The organism is Flammeovirga agarivorans, from assembly GCF_012641475.1.
Lineage (GTDB): Bacteria > Bacteroidota > Bacteroidia > Cytophagales > Flammeovirgaceae > Flammeovirga > Flammeovirga agarivorans.
This window is the reverse complement of record NZ_JABAIL010000015.1, coordinates 74,921-94,762: the sequence shown is the minus strand read 5'-3', so window position 1 is coordinate 94,762 and position 19,842 is coordinate 74,921. Positions and strand designations below refer to the sequence as shown.

13 protein-coding genes are annotated in these 19,842 nt (G+C 35.5%); 5 read left to right on the top strand and 8 right to left on the bottom strand.

Annotated features, from left to right (window positions below; translation table 11 throughout):
* Position 1: 1 nt before the first annotated feature.
* Entirely contained in the window at positions 2-1,900 is a 1,899-nt protein-coding gene (locus tag HGP29_RS26690) for a sugar porter family MFS transporter (protein WP_168885531.1), read from the bottom strand.
* A gap of 306 nt (positions 1,901-2,206) precedes the next feature.
* Here HGP29_RS26690 and HGP29_RS26685 point away from each other — a divergent pair, with 306 nt between their 5' ends.
* Positions 2,207-5,071, top strand: coding sequence for a LuxR C-terminal-related transcriptional regulator (locus HGP29_RS26685; protein ID WP_168885530.1), 2,865 nt, complete (start codon positions 2,207-2,209; stop codon positions 5,069-5,071).
* Between the two features lie 66 nt (positions 5,072-5,137).
* On the opposite strand, the gene HGP29_RS26680 is transcribed toward HGP29_RS26685, so the two are convergent.
* The 4 genes from HGP29_RS26680 to rpoC form a co-directional block, all read right to left on the bottom strand.
* Entirely contained in the window at positions 5,138-6,529 is a 1,392-nt protein-coding gene (locus tag HGP29_RS26680; RefSeq protein WP_168885529.1) for an NAD(P)(+) transhydrogenase (Re/Si-specific) subunit beta, read from the bottom strand.
* 31 nt (positions 6,530-6,560) lie between these two features.
* Positions 6,561-6,881: an NAD(P) transhydrogenase subunit alpha gene (locus tag HGP29_RS26675; RefSeq protein WP_168885528.1), complete on the bottom strand. Its 321-nt coding sequence runs from the start codon at positions 6,879-6,881 to the stop codon at positions 6,561-6,563.
* Between the two features lie 33 nt (positions 6,882-6,914).
* Positions 6,915-8,069, bottom strand: coding sequence for an NAD(P) transhydrogenase subunit alpha (locus tag HGP29_RS26670; RefSeq protein ID WP_168885527.1), 1,155 nt, complete (start codon positions 8,067-8,069; stop codon positions 6,915-6,917).
* Between the two features lie 479 nt (positions 8,070-8,548).
* On the bottom strand, positions 8,549-12,853 hold the full coding sequence (rpoC, locus tag HGP29_RS26665; RefSeq protein WP_168885526.1) for a DNA-directed RNA polymerase subunit beta': 4,305 nt from the start codon (positions 12,851-12,853) through the stop codon (positions 8,549-8,551).
* A 442-nt stretch (positions 12,854-13,295) separates the two neighbouring features.
* On the opposite strand from rpoC, the gene HGP29_RS26660 reads away from it, so the two are divergent.
* The 3 genes from HGP29_RS26660 to HGP29_RS26650 all read left to right on the top strand — a co-directional run bounded on the left by HGP29_RS26660 (position 13,296) and on the right by HGP29_RS26650 (position 15,863).
* The gene (locus HGP29_RS26660; protein WP_168885525.1) at positions 13,296-13,991 is read left to right on the top strand and encodes an outer membrane beta-barrel protein; all 696 of its coding nucleotides are present in this window, start codon (positions 13,296-13,298) and stop codon (positions 13,989-13,991) included.
* Between the two features lie 184 nt (positions 13,992-14,175).
* Positions 14,176-14,613, top strand: coding sequence for a tRNA (adenosine(37)-N6)-threonylcarbamoyltransferase complex ATPase subunit type 1 TsaE (gene tsaE, locus HGP29_RS26655; protein WP_168885524.1), 438 nt, complete (start codon positions 14,176-14,178; stop codon positions 14,611-14,613).
* A 17-nt stretch (positions 14,614-14,630) separates the two neighbouring features.
* Complete coding sequence (locus tag HGP29_RS26650) at positions 14,631-15,863, top strand: alanine dehydrogenase (RefSeq protein WP_168885523.1); 1,233 nt, start codon at positions 14,631-14,633, stop codon at positions 15,861-15,863.
* A gap of 99 nt (positions 15,864-15,962) precedes the next feature.
* Here the strand turns inward: HGP29_RS26650 and HGP29_RS26645 are convergent, their stop codons facing one another.
* From HGP29_RS26645 to HGP29_RS26635, 3 genes are all read right to left on the bottom strand, one after another.
* Entirely contained in the window at positions 15,963-17,945 is a 1,983-nt protein-coding gene (locus HGP29_RS26645; RefSeq protein ID WP_168885522.1) for an LruC domain-containing protein, read from the bottom strand.
* Positions 17,946-18,114: 169 nt separating this feature from the next.
* A complete protein-coding gene (locus HGP29_RS26640; protein ID WP_168885521.1) occupies positions 18,115-18,528 on the bottom strand; it encodes a GNAT family N-acetyltransferase in 414 nt (137 codons plus the stop codon).
* 58 nt (positions 18,529-18,586) lie between these two features.
* On the bottom strand, positions 18,587-19,279 hold the full coding sequence (locus HGP29_RS26635; protein ID WP_168885520.1) for a hypothetical protein: 693 nt from the start codon (positions 19,277-19,279) through the stop codon (positions 18,587-18,589).
* A 61-nt stretch (positions 19,280-19,340) separates the two neighbouring features.
* Here HGP29_RS26635 and HGP29_RS26630 point away from each other — a divergent pair, with 61 nt between their 5' ends.
* Entirely contained in the window at positions 19,341-19,841 is a 501-nt protein-coding gene (locus tag HGP29_RS26630) for a DUF4112 domain-containing protein (RefSeq protein ID WP_168885519.1), read from the top strand.
* Position 19,842: the final 1 nt, after the last annotated feature.

The window sequence follows — 19,842 nt, the reverse complement described above, 5'->3', positions numbered from 1 at the left end:
ATTAATGTGCCATTGGAGTAATGCCTTCCACCTCATCAGATGATGAACTTATTTGCTCACCAATTAGCTCTTTTTCGATTTCTTCTAATGATTTGCCTTTTGTTTCTTTTACGATCAAAGAAGAGAATAGTAAACAGGCAATCATTCCAAAACCAAATATCATAAAAGTGGTAGAAGCACCTAATAGTTCTAGTTCTAACGGGAACATGGTTGCTACCAAGAAGCTTGTTGCTGAGTTTACACCTCCAATAATTGAAATACCTATTCCTCTTAATTTATTCGGTAAGATCTCTGGTAGCATCGCCCACATAACGGGCCCTACAGAAATTGAAAAACCAGAGATAAACCCTAAAATCCCAAGTAATACCCATAAAGCATTAATATGAATACTTGCATTTAAAATAGGCGATTGATAATCTCTTGAGAATACCTTATTGATTGCTGAATTAAATGCTTCCTTATAATCCTTTCCTTTCAATATGTCTTTTCTTGCCTGACTAAAGAATGGAGAAGATGCAGAATTACTCATTTCATTGATTGTTTCATTAAAGAAAAGAGTTTTCATATTCACCTTTATTTCATCGAAAAAAGCAATTTCGGAACTAAACTCTTGCCCCTTTAAAGTATTCATTGCAGCTGTTAGAATTTCCACTTGCGTCAATTCTCCCAATGTTTGATCAATGTTTGTACTTAATTTCTTTACCGTTTTTCCATCTTTCGTAAGGACTAATTCTCCTTCTATCCATTGATAATGATCAAAACCTTCAAAAGAAGGATCTTCAACTTTCGCTTTTTCCATTACAATTTGATGAGATAAACCTGACTTTATGTTATCAATATTCCTCGCATCTAAGCTGTAAGTAGCTTCAGAGAAGTAATAACTTGTCATAAACAAAGAAAAACTCATTATCGTAGAACCAATAATTAATAATGGTCTTCTACCTAATCTATCTATCAAAAACATTGATAATACAGTCATTACTACGAATACTAAACCAATAATAATAGACTGCATAAATGCTGCATCCTGCCCCTCACCTGTCATTTCAAAAATCATAGGAGCATAATATAGAATTGCATTAATACCTGATACTTGTTGAAAAACTGCCAGTCCAACACCAATCATCATTACTAACCTGAGCTTTTTACTAAAAAGTTCTTTTCTTAATGCTTTACTATCTAATTGTTTCTTCCCTGATTTGTCTAAAGCTGCTTTTATTTGTTCGAATTCTTTTTGTGCATAATCTTCTCCTCCAATCTTAGACAATACCGCCTTTGCTTCATCATGACTTGATTGCTGAATGAGCCACCTTGGACTTTCAGGTATTATTAATAACAATAACATATATACCAAAGCAGGAATAGCTCCTACACCTAACATCCATCTCCAATTCAGATCAGGATCTTCTATCATTTGTAATATATAATAGTTAGAGAAGTAAGCGATAGATAAACCTAAGACAATATTCAATTGATTAAAGGTGACCAACCATCCTCTCTGTTTAGGAGGAGCTATTTCTGATATATACATTGGAGCTACCAAAATGGCTACACCAACTCCTAAACCTGCTATAAATTTGCACAATATAAAGAAATAGATATCGGTAGCTAAAGCAGTTCCTAATGCTCCAACACTAAACAATAATGAGGTTAGTAAAAGGCTTTTCTTTCTCCCGTATTTATCACTAATAAATCCCGCCATCAAGTTTCCTAAAAAACCACCGAGGATAATCATACTACTAGAGATACCTATTAATAAAGGAGTTTCTGCTATATCAAAGGTGTGTTTATAAAAAGGAATAGCCCCTGAATTTACTACCCCATCAAACCCTAAAAGGAAACCTCCTATCGCTACAATAGAAGCAACCATAATAGGATACATGATATTCTTATTTTTCATAGTACTCGACTTAATAATGTTAGTGTCTTTTAAGATAAACTGAGACCAATACTTTAATCTCAATCAACTCACTTCTTTCATGTTCACAATTCGAGTATACAGCTTTAAGTGTATCAAAAACACACAAAAACAAGGAAGAAGTAGTGTTTTTCGAAGGTTGACGTAGTTTTGAAGTACCTTGATTCACACTTGGCGTAAGACATTCTAAAATAAAATATTGATATTGCTAACGTACATCTTACACTAATTAAACAAAGACCAATAATACTTTTTAAGGCTATTCTTGACGACGAAAACAGTTACATTATGATCACTAGGTTATACATTTTACTTCTATTATTATTTAATTTTCTCACTGCATTTTCATCCAATGAGCATTACGGTATTCCTATAGTTAATAGATATTCTGCATCTGAGTATGGTGCTGGTTCTCAGAACTGGGGCATCTCACAAAACGAAGATGGTTTTATTTATATCGCTAACAACTTTGGCCTCTTAGAATTTAATGGAGTGAACTGGAATACCTTTACCATGAATAAAGGGAATAACAATTTAAAGTCTGTACTAGCTATTAATAAAAGAATATATGTCGGAGGACAGCATGAATTTGGGTACTTCGAAAGAAACACAAAACATGAACTGAAGTATGTATCACTACTTCCACTAATTGATAGTAAAGAAGAGTTTGACGAAATATGGAACATATATTCTGGACGTAATGATAATGAAATCATCTTTTGTTCACACCGAAAAGTCTTTAGGTTTGATGGCTCAAAGATTACGAGTATCACCCCTCCTCAAAATATTTTTTACACCTTTTATATCAATGGAGATTTTATTTCCAGTAGCCCTGAAATTGGGTTACTAAATTGGAATAATAAAAGAATCTTACCCCAATATAAAGGCACAAAATTACTTAAAGGTCATATGGTTCGGTCCATTATCAATTTTCCCAATGGCTTGTTGTTAGCATTATCTCATGATGGTAAACTATTAATGAATTCTGGTGATGGTTTTGAACCTTGGGCAACAGACACTTGGGATACTTTTAAAGATGCTAAAATAAACTCTGCTTTATTGTTAAAGGATAATTCTCTAGCGATTGCAACCCAAAATGATGGGGTATACATCTTAGACGAAGAAGGTAAAGTTCAGCTGCATATCAATAAGAAAAATGGGCTCTCTGATATGTCAGTATACCAAATTTTCCAAGATCAAACAGAAAACCTATGGTTAGCACACCGTAATGGTCTATCATATATTGAGATTCATTCTCCTTTTTCATTAATCAATGAGCAAATTGGTATCGATGGTGGTGGATATGCTGCTTCATTTTTTCAAAATACACTCTACCTAGGCACATCAAATGGAGTATTTAAATATGATCCTAAAGGCCCTTTTCTTGAACCAAATTATAATAAAATAAATATAGGACACACCTATAATTTAACAGTAAGTAATGGCTATTTATTCCAAGGTCAACATGAAGGTTTATACGCACTAAAAGACACTAAAAATGATATTGTCACTTCCAATAAGGGAGCATGGAATGCCATATATATTCCAGAAAAAGATGCCTATTTACAAGGAGCTTATGACGGGTTGTTAATTCATCGATTTAAAAATGGCCAATGGAATACACAAAAACTAAAAGGTTTTAATGAGTCTTGCCGATTAATAAAAGTAGATAACTACAATACCATTTGGATGAGTCATGGCTTCAAGGGTGTTTTTCGTCTAAAGATTGATTATTCGACAAATCAGATCACAAAAGCTGATTTTTATGGTAAAGAAAAAGGTTTTTACTCCAATGTTTTGATTAACCTCTTTACCGTAAATAATGAACTGATTTTCTGTGGTGAAAATGGTGTATATACCTACGATCAAAAGAGTGATAGGTTTATCATCCATGAGTTATATACAAAGCTATTAGGAACGGAAAGAGTTTCTAGTCTTACAAACGATGAAGAAGGAAACCTTTACTTCATTCAAAATAATAAAGTAGGAGCAGTTTATTCTCCAAAATCCAACAGTCCTTACGTAGAGCGTCAACTATTCGAGAGGATCAATAAATACATTTCAGATGACCTTGAAAGCATTATTGTTATTGACCCTTCCAATGTACTTATTACTGCCAAAGAAGGTTTTATCCGTTACAATCCGCGCTTTAAACAAGTAGTTCATAATAATATACCTTTGAGTATTACTCAATTTAGTAGTAGTAATGGTATTGATTACAAAAACGAACTCAATGAAGGAGCTGATATTAAAATCAACTATGCCAATAACGATATTAGTTTTTCCTATGCTACACCTTTCTTTGATGGACTGGAATACAATTCATACCAAACTTTTCTAGAAGGTTTTGATAAACTGCCTAAACCTTGGAATACACAGCCTAATATATCCTATACCAACTTAAAAGAGGGAGAATATACTTTTCAGGTAACTTCAAAAAATATTTATGGTGAGGTGAGTAAAATGCAGAAAGTCAAATTTACCATTTTGGCACCTTGGTACAGAACTAGTTTTGCCTATCTTATTTATCTTATACTTACTGCTGGATTTGTATTCTTAATCACAAGAATTTCTAAAAAGAGATATAGTAAAAAATGGTTAAGTATACTAGGTCAAAAAGAACAGCAAATTGAAGATCAAGATGGTACCATTAAAAAGCTTTTGGATGAAAAGCACCACCAAGAAATTGACTTTAAAAATAAAGAACTAGCACTCTCTGCTTTTCATTTATCACAAAGAAATGCATTGCTTACTTCTATAAAAACAGACTTGATTAAAGTATCCACTTCTGCAGAAGATGTTCGTACATCTAAAGAATTACACCATCTTGCTGTTAGAATATCGAAAGAAATTGATGATGAAAAAGATTGGGCTAGATTCAAAGATCACTTCAACCTGATACACTCAGATTTCTTTGAATATTTTAAAGAAAACTATCCACAATTAAGTACACAAGAACTTAAGATTTGTGCTTACATCAAGATGAATATGTCAACAAAAGACATCGCCAATGCACTTAACTTATCTGTTAGAGGCGTTGAAACGTCTAGATATAGATTAAGAAAGAAACTGAATTTAGAGAAAGGGGAGAATCTATTAGACTTTATCGCTCAAGTAGAAACACAAGTTGAAATGGATCAATCACAAAATTAATATAAAAAGAAAGCCCTGTACGTATTAGGTACAGGGCTTCACACTTAATTTATTTCATCTGCTTGGTTAAGCATTTGCAATTTCATCTTTTAATTTATTCAATGAAGCTTTAGCATCACCGAATAACATTTTTGTTCTATCCCCAAAGAATAATGGGTTCTGAACACCAGCATAACCTGTACTCATACCACGCTTAAATACTACTACATTTTTAGCAGTCTCAACGTCTAAGATCGGCATACCGTAGATTGGAGACGAAGTATCATCTTTTGCAGATGGGTTAACAACGTCATTTGCACCAATTACTAAAACAACATCAGTTGAAGGGAATGCATCGTTTGCAGGCTCAAGTTCTAATAACTTGTCATAAGATACATCCGACTCTGCCAATAATACGTTCATATGACCTGGCATACGACCTGCTACTGGGTGAATTGCATATCTTACTTCAACACCTTCCTCTTCTAATACTGATTCAATTTCATGACAAATATGTTGTGCTTGAGCTACAGCTAAACCGTAACCAGGAACGATACATACTCTGTCTGCATATTTTAATTGGATCGCTAAATCCGATACATTTACTTCTTTTACAATCTCTTCACGAGATGATCCAGATCCACCACCTGATGCACCTAAGTTACCTACTAATACGTTAACTAATGAACGGTTCATAGCTTCACACATCATCACAGTAAGAATAATACCTGATGCACCTACAAGGATACCACCAATGATCATAATATTGTTACTGTAGATAAGACCCGCACCAGTTGCTCCAATACCAGTTACTGAATTTAGTAATGAAATAACTACTGGCATATCTCCTCCACCAATTGGCGTTACGAAAGCAATACCATAGAATAATGATAACCCTAATAAAGCATATACTAAAGGCATGTTCAATTCTGGTTGAGTCATGATCATACCAGCCAAAACGAATACACCAATTAAAGAAGCAATGTTGATTAATTGAGGAGCAGGTAACGAGAAGTTATCTCTTAAAGAACCATTCAATTTACCATAAGCTACTAATGAACCTGTTAACGAAACAGCACCTACAAACATCGCAAAGATGTTTGTTAAAACAGCACCACTCATCATTTCAGTACCAGCAGGTAAGTTGTTGAATTCAGCAATACCAATTAACATGGCACAAGCACCACCTAAACCATTGAATAAAGATACCATCTCTGGCATTTTTGTCATGGCTACTTTCTTTGCTGATACCATACCGATACCACCACCTACTAACATTGCTCCTAAAATCCACAGATAGTTATTATCTCCTGAAGCTTGAGGGGCAAATAAAGATATTACGATAGCCATACCCATACCTAAAGCAGCGACTAAGTTACCTTTACGAGCTGATTCCGGGTGAGACAGACCTTTTAATCCTATAATGAAAACGACTATACTTACTAAGTATAATAAGTCGATGATATTAGAATACTCCATTGTTTTTTAATTTCAGATTTTAGAGTTTAACTTAAGCTTTACGGTCTTTTTTCTTGAACATGTCAAGCATTCTGTTCGTTACAGCAAAACCACCAACTACGTTGATCATAGCTAATGCAATACCGATAAAACCTAATGAAAGAGTTAGGTAATCATCCGCTGATGCCTTACGAATTAGAATAATTGCACCGATAACAACTACACCTGAAATTGCGTTTGCACCCGACATAAGAGGAGTATGCAAAACGGTAGGTACTTTTCCAATAATCTCCATTCCTAAGAATGAAGCAAGTACTAACAATGATAACATTGCTAGAGTATTATCATCTAAAAATTGAATTAATTGTTCCATTGTTTGTGTTTTTTGTTTGTTCAGTAGTAATGATTAAGCTTCTGCCGTTTCTTCAACTTGAGGGGCAGGAACTAAAGCTTGTTGCTTTGCCTCATTACCATAAATCACTTCACCTTTGTATACTATACAGCTTTGAAGAATAATCTCATCACTAAAATCAAAGTTGAAACCTTCTTTTGTCAACATTAATTTAAAGTAATTCTGAACGTTCTTACTGAATAGTACTGAAGCTTGCTCACTGATATCTGCTGCTAGGTTTGAGTTACCAACGATAAATACATCGTGTTTCTTCACCACCTTAGCGTCTTCTGTTAAGGCACAGTTACCACCTGTAGAAGATGCGATATCAACGATTACTGAACCAGGTTTCATGCTTTTCACTGCTTCTTCCGAAATCAGTGTTGGAGCAGGTCTACCTCTTAACTGAGCAGTAGTAATAACAACATCAGCTTTTTCAATTTTCTGATTAATTAATTCTGCTTGTTTCTTTTTATATTCTTCTGATTGCTCTACAGCATAACCACCAGCATTTGTATCATCATTAGCTCCCGCTACTTCAACAAACTTCGCACCCAATGATTGTACTTCTTCTTTAGATGCAGCACGAGTATCAAAAGCCTCTACTTGAGCACCTAAACGTTTAGCAGTTGCAATTGCTTGTAAACCTGCAACACCAGCACCTAAAATCAATACTTTTGAAGGAGGTACAGTGCCTGCCGCAGTAGAAAGCATTGGCATATAACGAGGAAGCAATTCTGTTGCTTTCAACACCGCTTTATAACCAGCAATTGAAGCCATAGATGATAATACATCCATAGATTGAGCAATAGTAGTTCTAGGAATCATATCAAAGCTAAATGCTGAGATTCCTTTAGTAGCGTACAATTCACAGATTGATGCGTCTTGAAAAGGCTCGAAAGAAGAGAACAAAAACGTTCCTTCACTCAATAGCTCTACTTCTTCTTTAGAAATAGGATCAAGAGTGATTAAAACATTTGCAGTCTTTAAAATATCCTCTCTAGATTTTTCAGTTGCTCCAACAGCAGTATATGAACTGTCATTAAAATAAGCTGTAGTCCCAGCTCCAATTTCAAAACACACCTCGTGACCTTCAGAAATAAACTTTTTAGCTAATTCTGGAGTAACGGACACACGGTGATCATTTTCTCTTAAAATTCCAAATAGCATACCGATGCGATTTTAAATAGTAATATCTAATAGAACGGAGCAACTTGCCCCACCTTTTATGTTAGTCTGTTTGTTGTAATGAATAATTAAAACATTTGATATGTTTTCCATTCATAGTTTAGCAAATATACAATAAAAATATGAATTTTTTACAATGATAATAATCAACATAGGGTATTTTTGTAAAAGTTTCAAAAATACACTTATTTTATTTACTTTTATTTACCTACTCAAAATGCAACTTTACAAAAATGATCATTCAGTTATAATTCAAACAAGGGTGTAAAACATCGTTTAGAATTATACAAAACAAAAGTTAATAACTCGGCTATCTCTGAGATAGCAATCATCACAATTTGATATATCAAGAATAACCTTACAACTAGATCATTATATGATATATTAGAATAATACAATTAACATAAAAAAAGCCCCTCACCTTTCGGGAGGGGCTTTTTTTTTAAAACCGCTTGCAAATATTAAAGACCTGAGTGCATAGTATGTCTTTCTCTAGAATCAATTAACGCTTCGTATTCTTCTTTAGAACCTACGCGGATTGAATCATAATCACGAAGACCTGTACCAGCAGGGATCAAGTGTCCTACAATTACGTTTTCTTTCAAGCCTACTAATTCGTCACGCTTACCTCTAATAGAAGCTTCACTTAACACTTTAGTTGTCTCTTGGAAAGAGGCAGCTGAAATAAACGATTTCGTATCCAATGACGCTTGAGTAATACCTTGTAACGTTGGTCTTGAAATAGCTGGCTGTGCATCACGAACCTTCATTTCTTTCAAGTCTCTACGCTTCAAGTTCGAGTTCTCATCTCTCATTTCTCTGAATGTGATTAAAGCACCCGCTTTGAATCTTGCAGAATCACCCGCATCAGTAACGATCTTCATGGCTAACACCTTGTCGTTTTCTTCACGGAAAGTAAATTTCTCTACTACTTGACCTGGCAAGAATGTAGTATCACCGTTATCTTCGATAACTACTTTTTGCATCATTTGGCGAACGATCACCTCGATATGCTTATCGTTGATCTTTACACCTTGTAAACGGTATACATCTTGAATCTCATTTACTAGGTACTCCTGAACTGCAGTAGGACCTTTAATTTTCAAGATGTCTGCAGGAGTAATTGCACCATCTGAAAGTGGCATACCCGCTCTCACATAGTCATTCTCTTGCACTAAAATATGTTTCGACAAGTTCACCATGTAACGACGCTTCACACCGTCACGTGACTCTACGAATAACTCACGGTTTGCACGTTTTACCGCACCATAAGTAACAATACCGTCGATCTCAGAAACTACAGCTGGAGATGATGGGTTACGCGCTTCGAATAATTCCGTCACACGTGGAAGACCACCAGTAATATCTCGTGATTTACCTGCTGAACGAGGAATCTTCACTAGAATGTCACCTGCTTTTACTTTCTGACCATCTTCAACAATCAGACGAGCGTCTGTTGGAAGGTTGGACGCTACTGTTTCCCCTTTATCACCAGCGATGTGGATAATTGGGTTTTTCGTCTTGTCCTTAGTATCAATAATTACTTTCTCCTCGTAGCCAGTCATTTCGTCTGTTTCTACTCGGTAAGTAATATCTCTTTCGATTGATTCGAATTCAGTAACACCATCGTACTGAGCAAGGATTACGGCGTTGAATGGATCCCAGTTAGAGATTACATCACCTTCCTCAACCATATCTCCTTCTTTAACATGAAGATATGAACCATATTGAACGTGAGCGTTGAAAGCTACTTTACCTTCTTCGTCGATTACATTCAATTCGGCAGTACGGGCCATTACTACATCTTTAGGATCTCCGTTCGCATCTTTCGATTTTACAGAACGCATTTCCTCAAATGTTACTTTACCTGCTTTCTTCGACTTTAATGATGCATCAATCGCAATGTTTGATGCCACACCACCGACGTGGAACGTACGTAAAGTAAGCTGTGTACCTGGCTCACCAATTGATTGTGCTGCGATTACACCTACAGATTCACCTTTTCCAGCTACACCGCCAGTTGCAAGGTTTTTACCGTAACATTTCTCACAAACACCTTTACGAGTTTCACAAGTAAGTACTGAACGTACCTCTACTTCTTCGATACCCGCTTCTTCGATAGCCTGAGCAATTTCTGGAGTAATTGAACCCGTTGCAGGAACAATGATTTCACCAGTTTCTGGATGCTCAACATCATTTAGAGAAGTACGACCTTCAATTCTATCTGCTAATGCTTCCTTAATTTCGTCGTTTTCTTTTAATGCTGTTACAGTCAATCCACGAAGAGTACCACAATCTACCTCAGTTACTACAACATCTTGAGCAACGTCTACCAAACGACGAGTTAAGTAACCCGCATCGGCTGTTTTCAAGGCTGTATCGGCAAGACCCTTACGAGCACCGTGAGTTGAGATAAAGTACTCAAGAACGTCAAGACCTTCTTTAAAGTTTGAAAGAATTGGGTTCTCAATAATGTTTGCTGCTGAAGCACCACCTAAGTTCTTCTGAGGTTTCGCCATTAGACCCCTCATACCACCTAACTGACGAATCTGCTCTCTTGAACCACGAGCTCCTGAGTGCATCATCATATAGATTGAGTTGAATCCTTGGTTATCCTCTTCCATTTGAGTCATTACTGTAGACGTCAACGTGTTGTTTGTTTTCGTCCAAACGTCAATTACTTGATTGTAACGTTCGTTATCAGTAATAAGACCCATCATGAAGTTGTTACGGATGATATCTACTTCACCTTTCGCTTCTTCAATTAAGTCTACTTTCTCTTTTGGAATAATGATTTCATCAAGACCGAATGACAAACCACCTTTGTAGGCCATTTGGAAACCTTCATGCTTGATATCATCTAGGAATTGTGCAGCACGTGCCATACCTACGATATCTACCACTTTCGCGATAATTACCTGTAAAGCTTTCTTAGAAAGTAGTTCGTTTACGAAACCTACTTCTTCAGGAACGTGTTGGTTGAATAACACACGACCAGCAACAGTCTCAACAAACTTTTCTTCAAGTTCGTTAGTTTCGTCATTCAATACTTTTGTTTTGACATTGACCCAAGCATGACGAGAGATAGTTCCTTCGTTTAATGCAATGATCACCTCTTCAGAAGAGTAGAACGTCATACCTTCACCTTTTACTACTTCAGTATCGGTTGTACGACGACCTTTTGTCATATAATATAGACCTAATACCATATCCTGAGAAGGTACGGCGATAGGCTTACCATTGGCTGGGTTAAGGATGTTATGCGATGCTAACATCAATAAAGATGCCTCTAATACAGCTTCATGTCCAAGAGGAACGTGAACGGCCATCTGGTCACCATCGAAATCGGCGTTAAAGGCTGTTGTTACTAATGGGTGTAATTGGATTGCTTTACCTTCGATTAATTTCGGTTGGAAAGCTTGAATACCCAATCTGTGAAGTGTAGGGGCACGGTTTAGAAGTACTGGGTGTCCTTTCAATACATTTTCTAGGATATCCCAAACTACTGGATCTTTACGATCAACGATTTTCTTCGCTGATTTTACCGTTTTTACGATACCACGCTCGATCAACTTACGAATAATGAACGGCTTGAATAATTCAGCTGCCATATTCTTAGGAAGACCACACTCATGAAGTTTAAGCTCTGGACCTACTACAATTACAGAACGACCTGAGTAGTCCACACGCTTACCTAATAAGTTTTGACGGAAACGACCTTGCTTACCTTTCAACATATCTGAAAGTGATTTCAATGGACGGTTACCATCAGAACGAACTGCATTTACTTTACGAGAGTTGTCAAATAATGAATCAACTGCTTCTTGAAGCATACGCTTCTCGTTACGTAAAATTACTTCTGGTGCTTTGATATCGATCAGACGCTTCAGACGATTGTTACGGATGATTACTCTTCTGTATAAATCGTTAAGATCTGATGTTGCGAAACGGCCACCATCTAGAGGTACTAAAGGACGTAACTCTGGTGGAATTACAGGAACCATACGAATTACCATCCACTCTGGGCGGTTTTCGATTCTTGTTCTTGCATCTCTGAATGCCTCAACTACTCTAAGACGCTTTAAAGCTTCCGCCTTACGTTGTTGAGAAGTATCATTATTAGCTTGGTCACGCAATGCTGCGGCCATATCATCCAATTGAGTACGAGCTAATAGCATTTCTAATGCTTCAGCACCCATCTTAGCGATAAATTTATCTGGATGGTCGTCTTCTAATTGTCTGTTTTCGCTAGGAAGTTTATCCATGATATCTAGGTACTCATCCTCAGTAAGGAAGTCCATTTTTGCGATACCATCAGCAGCTTTAATACCTTCTTGGATAACTACATAGCGCTCGTAGTATATGATTTGATCAAGTTTCTTAGTTGGTAAACCTAATAGGTAACCAATCTTGTTCGGTAAAGAACGGAAGTACCAAATGTGTGCTACTGGCACAACTAGTTGGATATGACCCATTCTCTCACGACGAACCTTTTTCTCTGTTACTTCTACACCACAGCGGTCACAAATAATACCCTTATAACGGATACGCTTGTATTTACCACAGTGACATTCCCAGTCTTTTACAGGACCGAAAATTCTTTCACAGAATAAACCACCCATCTCCGGCTTGTACGTACGGTAGTTGATGGTTTCCGGTTGAGTTACTTCACCATGTGAGCTCTCCAAGATTGACTCTGGAGATGCTAAACTCACTGTTACTGAAGTAAAATCGTTGTTGATCTTTTTGTTTTTTCTGAACGCCATTTGCAATTTGCGGTTTTCTTGAACTTGCAAATATAGAAACTATTAGTCAAATTTTCTATCCAACGCAATAAAAAAACTATTACATTTTTTGTATTTAAAAAAATAAATCATAAGTAATTAAAAATCAGTAGATTAAATTTATTGTATTATTTCTAAAAGATATTTAACAGATATCCTATATAGTACTTTTCTAATCTTTTACTGTACAAAAATGTGTACACCAGAGAAACTCAAGTTCTGCTTGTGCATTACTCCAACTTTGGATCAATAGAAGAAGAGTTTTAACGATACAGAGAAATAAGACCTAATCTTGTCATACTATCAAAATCAATTTTCTTTTATATAAATAGTATATCAATTACTCTTTAATTTTTACTGTCAAATTATCGTGATATCCATTGTTTCTACATTATATTTGATATCACAATTAAAACTTCATAACATGAAAAAACTAAGTCTTATATTTTTTTGTATCGTACTATCCTATGCTTCCTTCGGACAAGGTGCATTATCAAAAATACCTGGTAATTTTTATGTTGACTTCGGCTTAACTTTTTGGGAAGATGATAGCGGACTACCTTTAGAATCTCAATCAAGATCAATCTCGATTTCTTATATGTATGAGTTTTCTTTATCACCTAGTGGTCAATTCACATTCAATCCTGGTTTAGGTTATACTGGTGAAAACTTATTCTTTAAAAGTGGCATGACGTTAACACATGCAGGAGACCAGACAATAGCAACACCTACTAATAACCTTTATGACAATACAAAAAAATCGAAATTAGTGGGCAATTATTTTGATGTCCCTGTTGAATTCCGATTTAGAACCTACCCTGGCAGAAATGCTTTCCGTTTTGCTTTAGGAGCAAAAGTAGGTGTATTAATGGGAGGGCATACGAAAGTAAAATATGAAGACAATGGTGAAACAAGAATCGCAAAAGATAAAGGGGAGTTTAATCTAAATCGCTTCAAAGCTAGTCTTGTAGGACGAATAGGTTACGGATGGATTAACTTTTTCTGTACTTATGGATTAACTAACACTTTTCAAGACAATACTCTTGTTGATACTAATGGCAACCTAATTAACGTTAAGGATAGACCTATTACTGTAGGAATCACCATCTCCAATTTTTAAAAGTTCAAACGCCAATATTAATAAAGCCTTTCTTATATTTTCAAGTATAAGAAAGGCTTTATTGTATATTATAATTCACTGACTTCAAGAAATATTATTCATCATGGTTTTTTCAAAAGAATTTTACTTAAATTCAGTTTCTGAACTTATCTCTATAAAGATCTAACAGTTATCTTTGAAGGATATGAAAGCTAATACATTAAAAATCACAACGAATTCCCTTACTGATTTACCAGAAGCAGCAAAGAAAATATTAGATTTCACTAAAAGCAGCTCTCCTGTTTGGCTCTTCGAAGGAGAAATGGGAGCAGGTAAAACAACACTGATTAAGGCAATTTGTGATGAATTAGGAGTACTTGACCATGTAAACAGTCCAACGTTTGCATTAGTAAATGAATATATGACCAATGATGCTGATACAGTTTATCACTTTGATATGTATCGTATAAAGGATGAGATGGAAGCCTTTGATATTGGTTTTGAAGAATATCTTTATAGTCAGAATCTATGTTTAATTGAATGGCCTTCTAAAGTAGAACGCCTACTACCTGATGACTGTACTGAAATTTCCATCACTACTATCGACGAAAATTCAAGAGAAATTATCGTCACTATCATGTAACTTTTTATTGAGTTAAAATGGGCAAACAACGTGAAGGCTTTGAAAAAGCTACCGAAAGTTATTTTCAATTCCATCCTCAAGAAGTGATGGAAGGTCCAGTTCATAAAAGAGGGAACCCTCTTAAAATTGGTGTTCCTAAAGAAATCAACCTTGATGAAAAAAGATGTGCTCTTCGACCAGGAGCAATATCTCTTCTAATTAATAATGGATGCGAAGTTTATGTGGAGACAAATGCCGGAAAGCATGTCAATCACTTAGACAACGAATATTCAGAAGCAGGTGCTACTATTGTGTATTCTCACAAAGAGGTGATGGAATGTGATATCGTAATTAAGATTTCAGCTCCTACTATCGATGAGATTGCAGATATGAAACAAGGTAAGGCTATCATTTCTACCATTCACATGAGGGAAATCAAGAAAGATGTCTTAGTAGCTCTGAATAAGAAAAAAATCACTGCCTTAGGTTTTGAATTGATTGAAGATAAAGTAGGTGGACTACCTCTTGTTCGAGCTATGAGTGAGATTGCTGGTAGTACTGTGATGCTTATTGCTGCAGAATATCTAAGTAGTTATAATGGCGGAAAAGGAATTATCCTAGGCGGCATTACAGGTGTCCCTCCTTCAAAAGTTGTGATTCTAGGTGCCGGTACTGTTGCCGAATACGCGGCAAGAACTGCTATAGGTATGGGTGCAGAGGTAAAGGTGTTTGATAATGCCATTTACAAACTCAGAAGACTAAAGAAAGAACTGAATTACCCTCATCTATTTACGTCTGCCTTAGATAGCACCTCTATTAATGAAGCTTTAAAAAGAGCGGATGTTGTTATTGGAGCAATACATACTCACGGGGCAAGAACTCCATCGATCGTTACTGAAGAAATGGTCATGGATATGAGGGAAAATTCTATCATTATTGATGTTTGTATCGATCAAGGTGGTTGTTTTGAAACCTCAGAACCCACAAATCACAGACACCCTGTGTACAAAAAACATGGTGTAATTCATTATTGTGTTCCCAATATTGCATCAAGAGTTTCTAGAACTGCAACAGCTGCAATTAGTAATATCTTCACTCCCATCCTTATGAAAATAAATGATGAAATGAATGTGGACACCATGATGAGAAGACATCCATGGTTTTCAAAAGGAGTATATACTTACCGAGGGAGTATCACAAACCAAGCAATTGCGGAAAAGTTCAACCTACCATTAAAGAATCTCGATTTAATTTTGGCTGCAGGCTTATAAAGGTTTTACTTTTCAAAAAAATAACAAACCCTCATCTTAAAATGGCGAACCATTTATAGATGAGGGTTTTTCTTTTATTAGTAGATAGTAGTATTAGGGTTATTCTTCGTTATCTAAGTGCATTTTTGATTCTACTCTATTACCAGTATCATCAGTATACCAGTTAGAATTTGCACTACCGCTGGATTCAACGAAATTTTCAAAATTTGAATACGCATTCGTAATATCAATAGCTTCTTTCGGTGGATGGAATTTGTGCGGTAAGTGAATCGCCCATGGGTGCCCTTCTGCTGTTTTGAAATTACCATCATCAACGCCATCTGTTTGTAATGATTGATTGAATTTCGATGTAGTAGGGAAATTAGCTAAATGGACTTCTTTCGTTCTATCTTTATTGATGAAAATAAATGGATTAAATGCACCAATCGGTAATGATGACGGATCAATAGGTTCTGTAAAGGTGATCACTACTTCGAATTCATCACTCTTACTGATCTTACCAGGTCTACTTATCAATGCAAAGTGATCATCGAAAGCTACCACTACTGGTTTTTCAGGAGCAATACCACTTTCTAATCCTTTTGAATCCAAGGTTACGGCACCTGCTGTAACTCTAGATCCTGTTACACTTAAAATAGAATCTGCATGTATCGGTAATTCGAAGGCAAAACCTGATGGCAAATCAGACTGTACTGTTTTTACAATATACTTTGTCTTGAACTCTACAATTTTATTATCAGCATTACTCACACTCGTATGTCTGTAATGTACTATAATATCGTTAAAATCGTAGTCACCTTTAGCAGGGTATAAATCCTCAAATGCATAAGTACCAAAGCCATTTTCACCTGGAGTATAAGATTCAAATGCTCTTGTAGAATCATTAGGATATAAATCGAAACCATCTACAACTCCATCTCCATCTGCATCTTGGCCTGCAAAGTCTTCTTCAGTACATCTAAATGAACTTAAATCGTTCATTTTTCTTCCCATATTCCTAAGGATCACATAAGATCCATCATTAATATCCATTTGGATCAATTTACTATTTGAATGGTTTGTTGACGCATACAGACGATCAAACCTGTCAATTGTAACACCTGTTAGATAGTGAGGGAAATTATCAGCACTAATACGCGTAGCGTTGATAATTGTTGAGTCACTATTAAATGCCATTCGGAACATACCTCCACTAGACACTTGATATAATGTACCATCAGAGGAAAAGTCAAAGTCACCTCCTCCATTTTGAGAACCTGAGATACCTTGAATTCTAGCATTTTTAACAACACTACCATCTGAAGGATCAATAATTGCGAAGTCTTCTTTCGCTGCGATATATAAATAACCATCACTTGGATTGATTACCATTCTTGGATAACCATCATTTAGATTATTACTTGAAGTGTTCAGTGATGCAATCAAGGTAGATGTACCTGTTTCCTTTACATAGCTGTAGAGTTTTCCTTTAACATCATAATAAATGATATTGTTCTCTCTGTCATACGTAGCTGCAAAACTTCCCCCCGACAAATCCGGGTAATCAGTTATTGCTAAATCGTTGTCCAAATTGATAGAAAAGAATTCTCCATTACCATTTACTACATAAATAAAGTCATTACAAGTATTAGATTTTCTTGCTTGTGATGCTTCAAATGGTACTAATTCTGATTCCACATCAAATTCTACATTTACATATTCAGTAGCGATAGAAGCAGTTTCGAAAAACTCCAATCCTGCTGCTTGCTTTGAAATGTACAGTTCGTCGATATAGGTTGGTACCGACAATTCCATGTTTAGCACTCCGTTTTCATCACTGAGTCCTGAAAACATTTTGATTTTCTCTCCTGCTGGAGTTGATAAATAAGCTGTAATTAGGTTTGATCCTGCGAAATTAGATGAGGATACTTTTACATAAATTGTTTTTGTGGTTTTGTAATCGAAACCAGAAGGGACAGTCACATCATTAATGCTACCTTCTGAAATAGGGTCGTCTGTGTTGATCTCTTTATCTTTCTCATTGGTACAACCAATTAAAAGAAACAGAACAATGCTAATTGATAATAGGTTGAGTGGTCGCATTATAACGTTATTAAATATTTACATAATAACACTATAACACAGCCTTTTTAAAATTAATTCACTCAAATCGATTTTTTTTATAAAAAAAGTAGATGCCCAAATCAAATTCAAGCATCTACATATAATTATATTTTCCTTTTTTACTTAAAGTAAAATTAAGGGTGATTATTTATAGTTGTTTTTCCATTCTTACAAATAGAATACCTTTACGTATAAAAGAAGTATCCGTTTGATGTAATCCCTCTCTTTCATATAAGATTGTAGCTGTTGCTCTTGCATTACACCACAATACTTTAGCTCCTTCTTCTTTTGCTAGCTTTATCACATGCTTTAGTAGAATACTTCCATATCCTTTCCCTTGCTGTTCTTGAAGAGTGGCAAATTTTCTAAACTGAACATTCTTGTCAGGATCCATAAATAATGAAATCACAGATGTTAATTCTTCTCCAACAAATAATCCTAAATGTCTTCCTTTATCATCATCTGGAATTTTGACATAAGATAGTGGTTCTTTCGGCCACATTACTTTATGTCGGATTGCCCAAGTTTGTGCAGCAGTAATATCTCTAATTTCAAATTTCATACAACAAAAAAAGCGACTAAAAAGCCGCTTTACAAATCCTTTAATATTTTCTTACATTTTAGAATGCAACTTCGACTCTAATTACCCAAGGAGAACCGTAAGTTACATAAGGAGAACCATAATATGCATTATTTGAATCGTAGGCTACATCATACAAAGCAATAATATTCACTCCTCCTTTTCTTCCTACTCCTTGAGAAACACCACCACCAATTAAGAACTGTTCCTGCCATCTTCTATCCGTAATATATCTTCTAGAAGAAGCATCATAATCTTCGATGTGCTCGTAACTAAAGGCATAGTATTCTATTTGTGGAAATATTTTTAAACCATCTCTTACGTTAATCATGTATCTAGCAAATGGTCTAAATCCATAATTATTAGTGCTGTAATCTGGTCCGATATCTGACTTATAATTGTAGTACTCATATACAAATCCAATACCTAATTGTAGGTTTGGAGTAATCAAGTAACCTACCATTGGTGTAACTGCGATTTGGGTGTAATAATTTGAAAAGCCAAACCCTAAACCTCCACCAAAAAATATTTTATCTTTTAACGGTTTATCAGAATGTTTTTGATCTTTAAGGGCATTCACCTCCGATTGTGTAGGTTTTTTGTACTGTTGTTGAGTATAGGCATCTTTTTGTTTGGTACTATCTTCCACATAATCATAAGTTTGTGCAGACAAGTTTCCACTGAACATCAGTAAAACAAAAAGTAAAGCAATAGCTTTTATGGTATCTTTCATGGTAGATGCTTATTTTTATTTATATGAAAATACGTAAAAAAAATATATTTATTGAAATAATATGACAAATCAGACTTCCCAGTATGCCAACGATCCCTCTTATAAAACTTTAAAAAGAATTAGTTCTATCATGGATGAGGCCATTCCAATTCCTGGAACAAAACAAAGTATAGGATTAGATGCGTTTGTTGGGTTGATCCCGGGAGTTGGTGACACTATCTCTGTTTTTATTTCTGGAGTTGCCTTATTTACAGTGGCAAGAAATGGTTTACCCGCAAGACTAATCATGGCAATGACTTTTAATCTATTACTGGATTACCTCATTGGAATAATACCAGGCATTGGAGATTTCATAGATGTATTCTACAGAGCTAATAGAAATAATGTAAAATTGATTGAAGGATATTATAATCAGAACCCTCAAGCAATCAACCAAGTACAAAAAAGCTCCACAGGGTTAATGATATTCGCAGGGTTAATGTTCATATTACTGACTAGTGTTGTATTTCTTGTTGCCTATTTTGTAAAATTGGTCATCTGGCAATCAATGGGGTGGGAATAAA

Excerpts from the sequence above, each read along its gene's own strand:
- HGP29_RS26690 (WP_168885531.1), bottom strand. The coding sequence starts at position 1,900 with ATGAAAAATAAGAATATCATGTATCCTATTATGGTTGCTTCTATTGTA.
- HGP29_RS26685 (WP_168885530.1), top strand. The coding sequence starts at position 2,207 with ATGATCACTAGGTTATACATTTTACTTCTATTATTATTTAATTTTCTC.
- HGP29_RS26680 (WP_168885529.1), bottom strand. The coding sequence starts at position 6,529 with ATGGAGTATTCTAATATCATCGACTTATTATACTTAGTAAGTATAGTC.
- HGP29_RS26675 (WP_168885528.1), bottom strand. The coding sequence starts at position 6,881 with ATGGAACAATTAATTCAATTTTTAGATGATAATACTCTAGCAATGTTA.
- HGP29_RS26670 (WP_168885527.1), bottom strand. The coding sequence starts at position 8,069 with ATGCTATTTGGAATTTTAAGAGAAAATGATCACCGTGTGTCCGTTACT.
- rpoC (WP_168885526.1), bottom strand. The coding sequence starts at position 12,853 with ATGGCGTTCAGAAAAAACAAAAAGATCAACAACGATTTTACTTCAGTA.
- HGP29_RS26660 (WP_168885525.1), top strand. The coding sequence starts at position 13,296 with ATGAAAAAACTAAGTCTTATATTTTTTTGTATCGTACTATCCTATGCT.
- tsaE (WP_168885524.1), top strand. The coding sequence starts at position 14,176 with ATGAAAGCTAATACATTAAAAATCACAACGAATTCCCTTACTGATTTA.
- HGP29_RS26650 (WP_168885523.1), top strand. The coding sequence starts at position 14,631 with ATGGGCAAACAACGTGAAGGCTTTGAAAAAGCTACCGAAAGTTATTTT.
- HGP29_RS26645 (WP_168885522.1), bottom strand. The coding sequence starts at position 17,945 with ATGCGACCACTCAACCTATTATCAATTAGCATTGTTCTGTTTCTTTTA.
- HGP29_RS26640 (WP_168885521.1), bottom strand. The coding sequence starts at position 18,528 with ATGAAATTTGAAATTAGAGATATTACTGCTGCACAAACTTGGGCAATC.
- HGP29_RS26635 (WP_168885520.1), bottom strand. The coding sequence starts at position 19,279 with ATGAAAGATACCATAAAAGCTATTGCTTTACTTTTTGTTTTACTGATG.
- HGP29_RS26630 (WP_168885519.1), top strand. The coding sequence starts at position 19,341 with ATGACAAATCAGACTTCCCAGTATGCCAACGATCCCTCTTATAAAACT.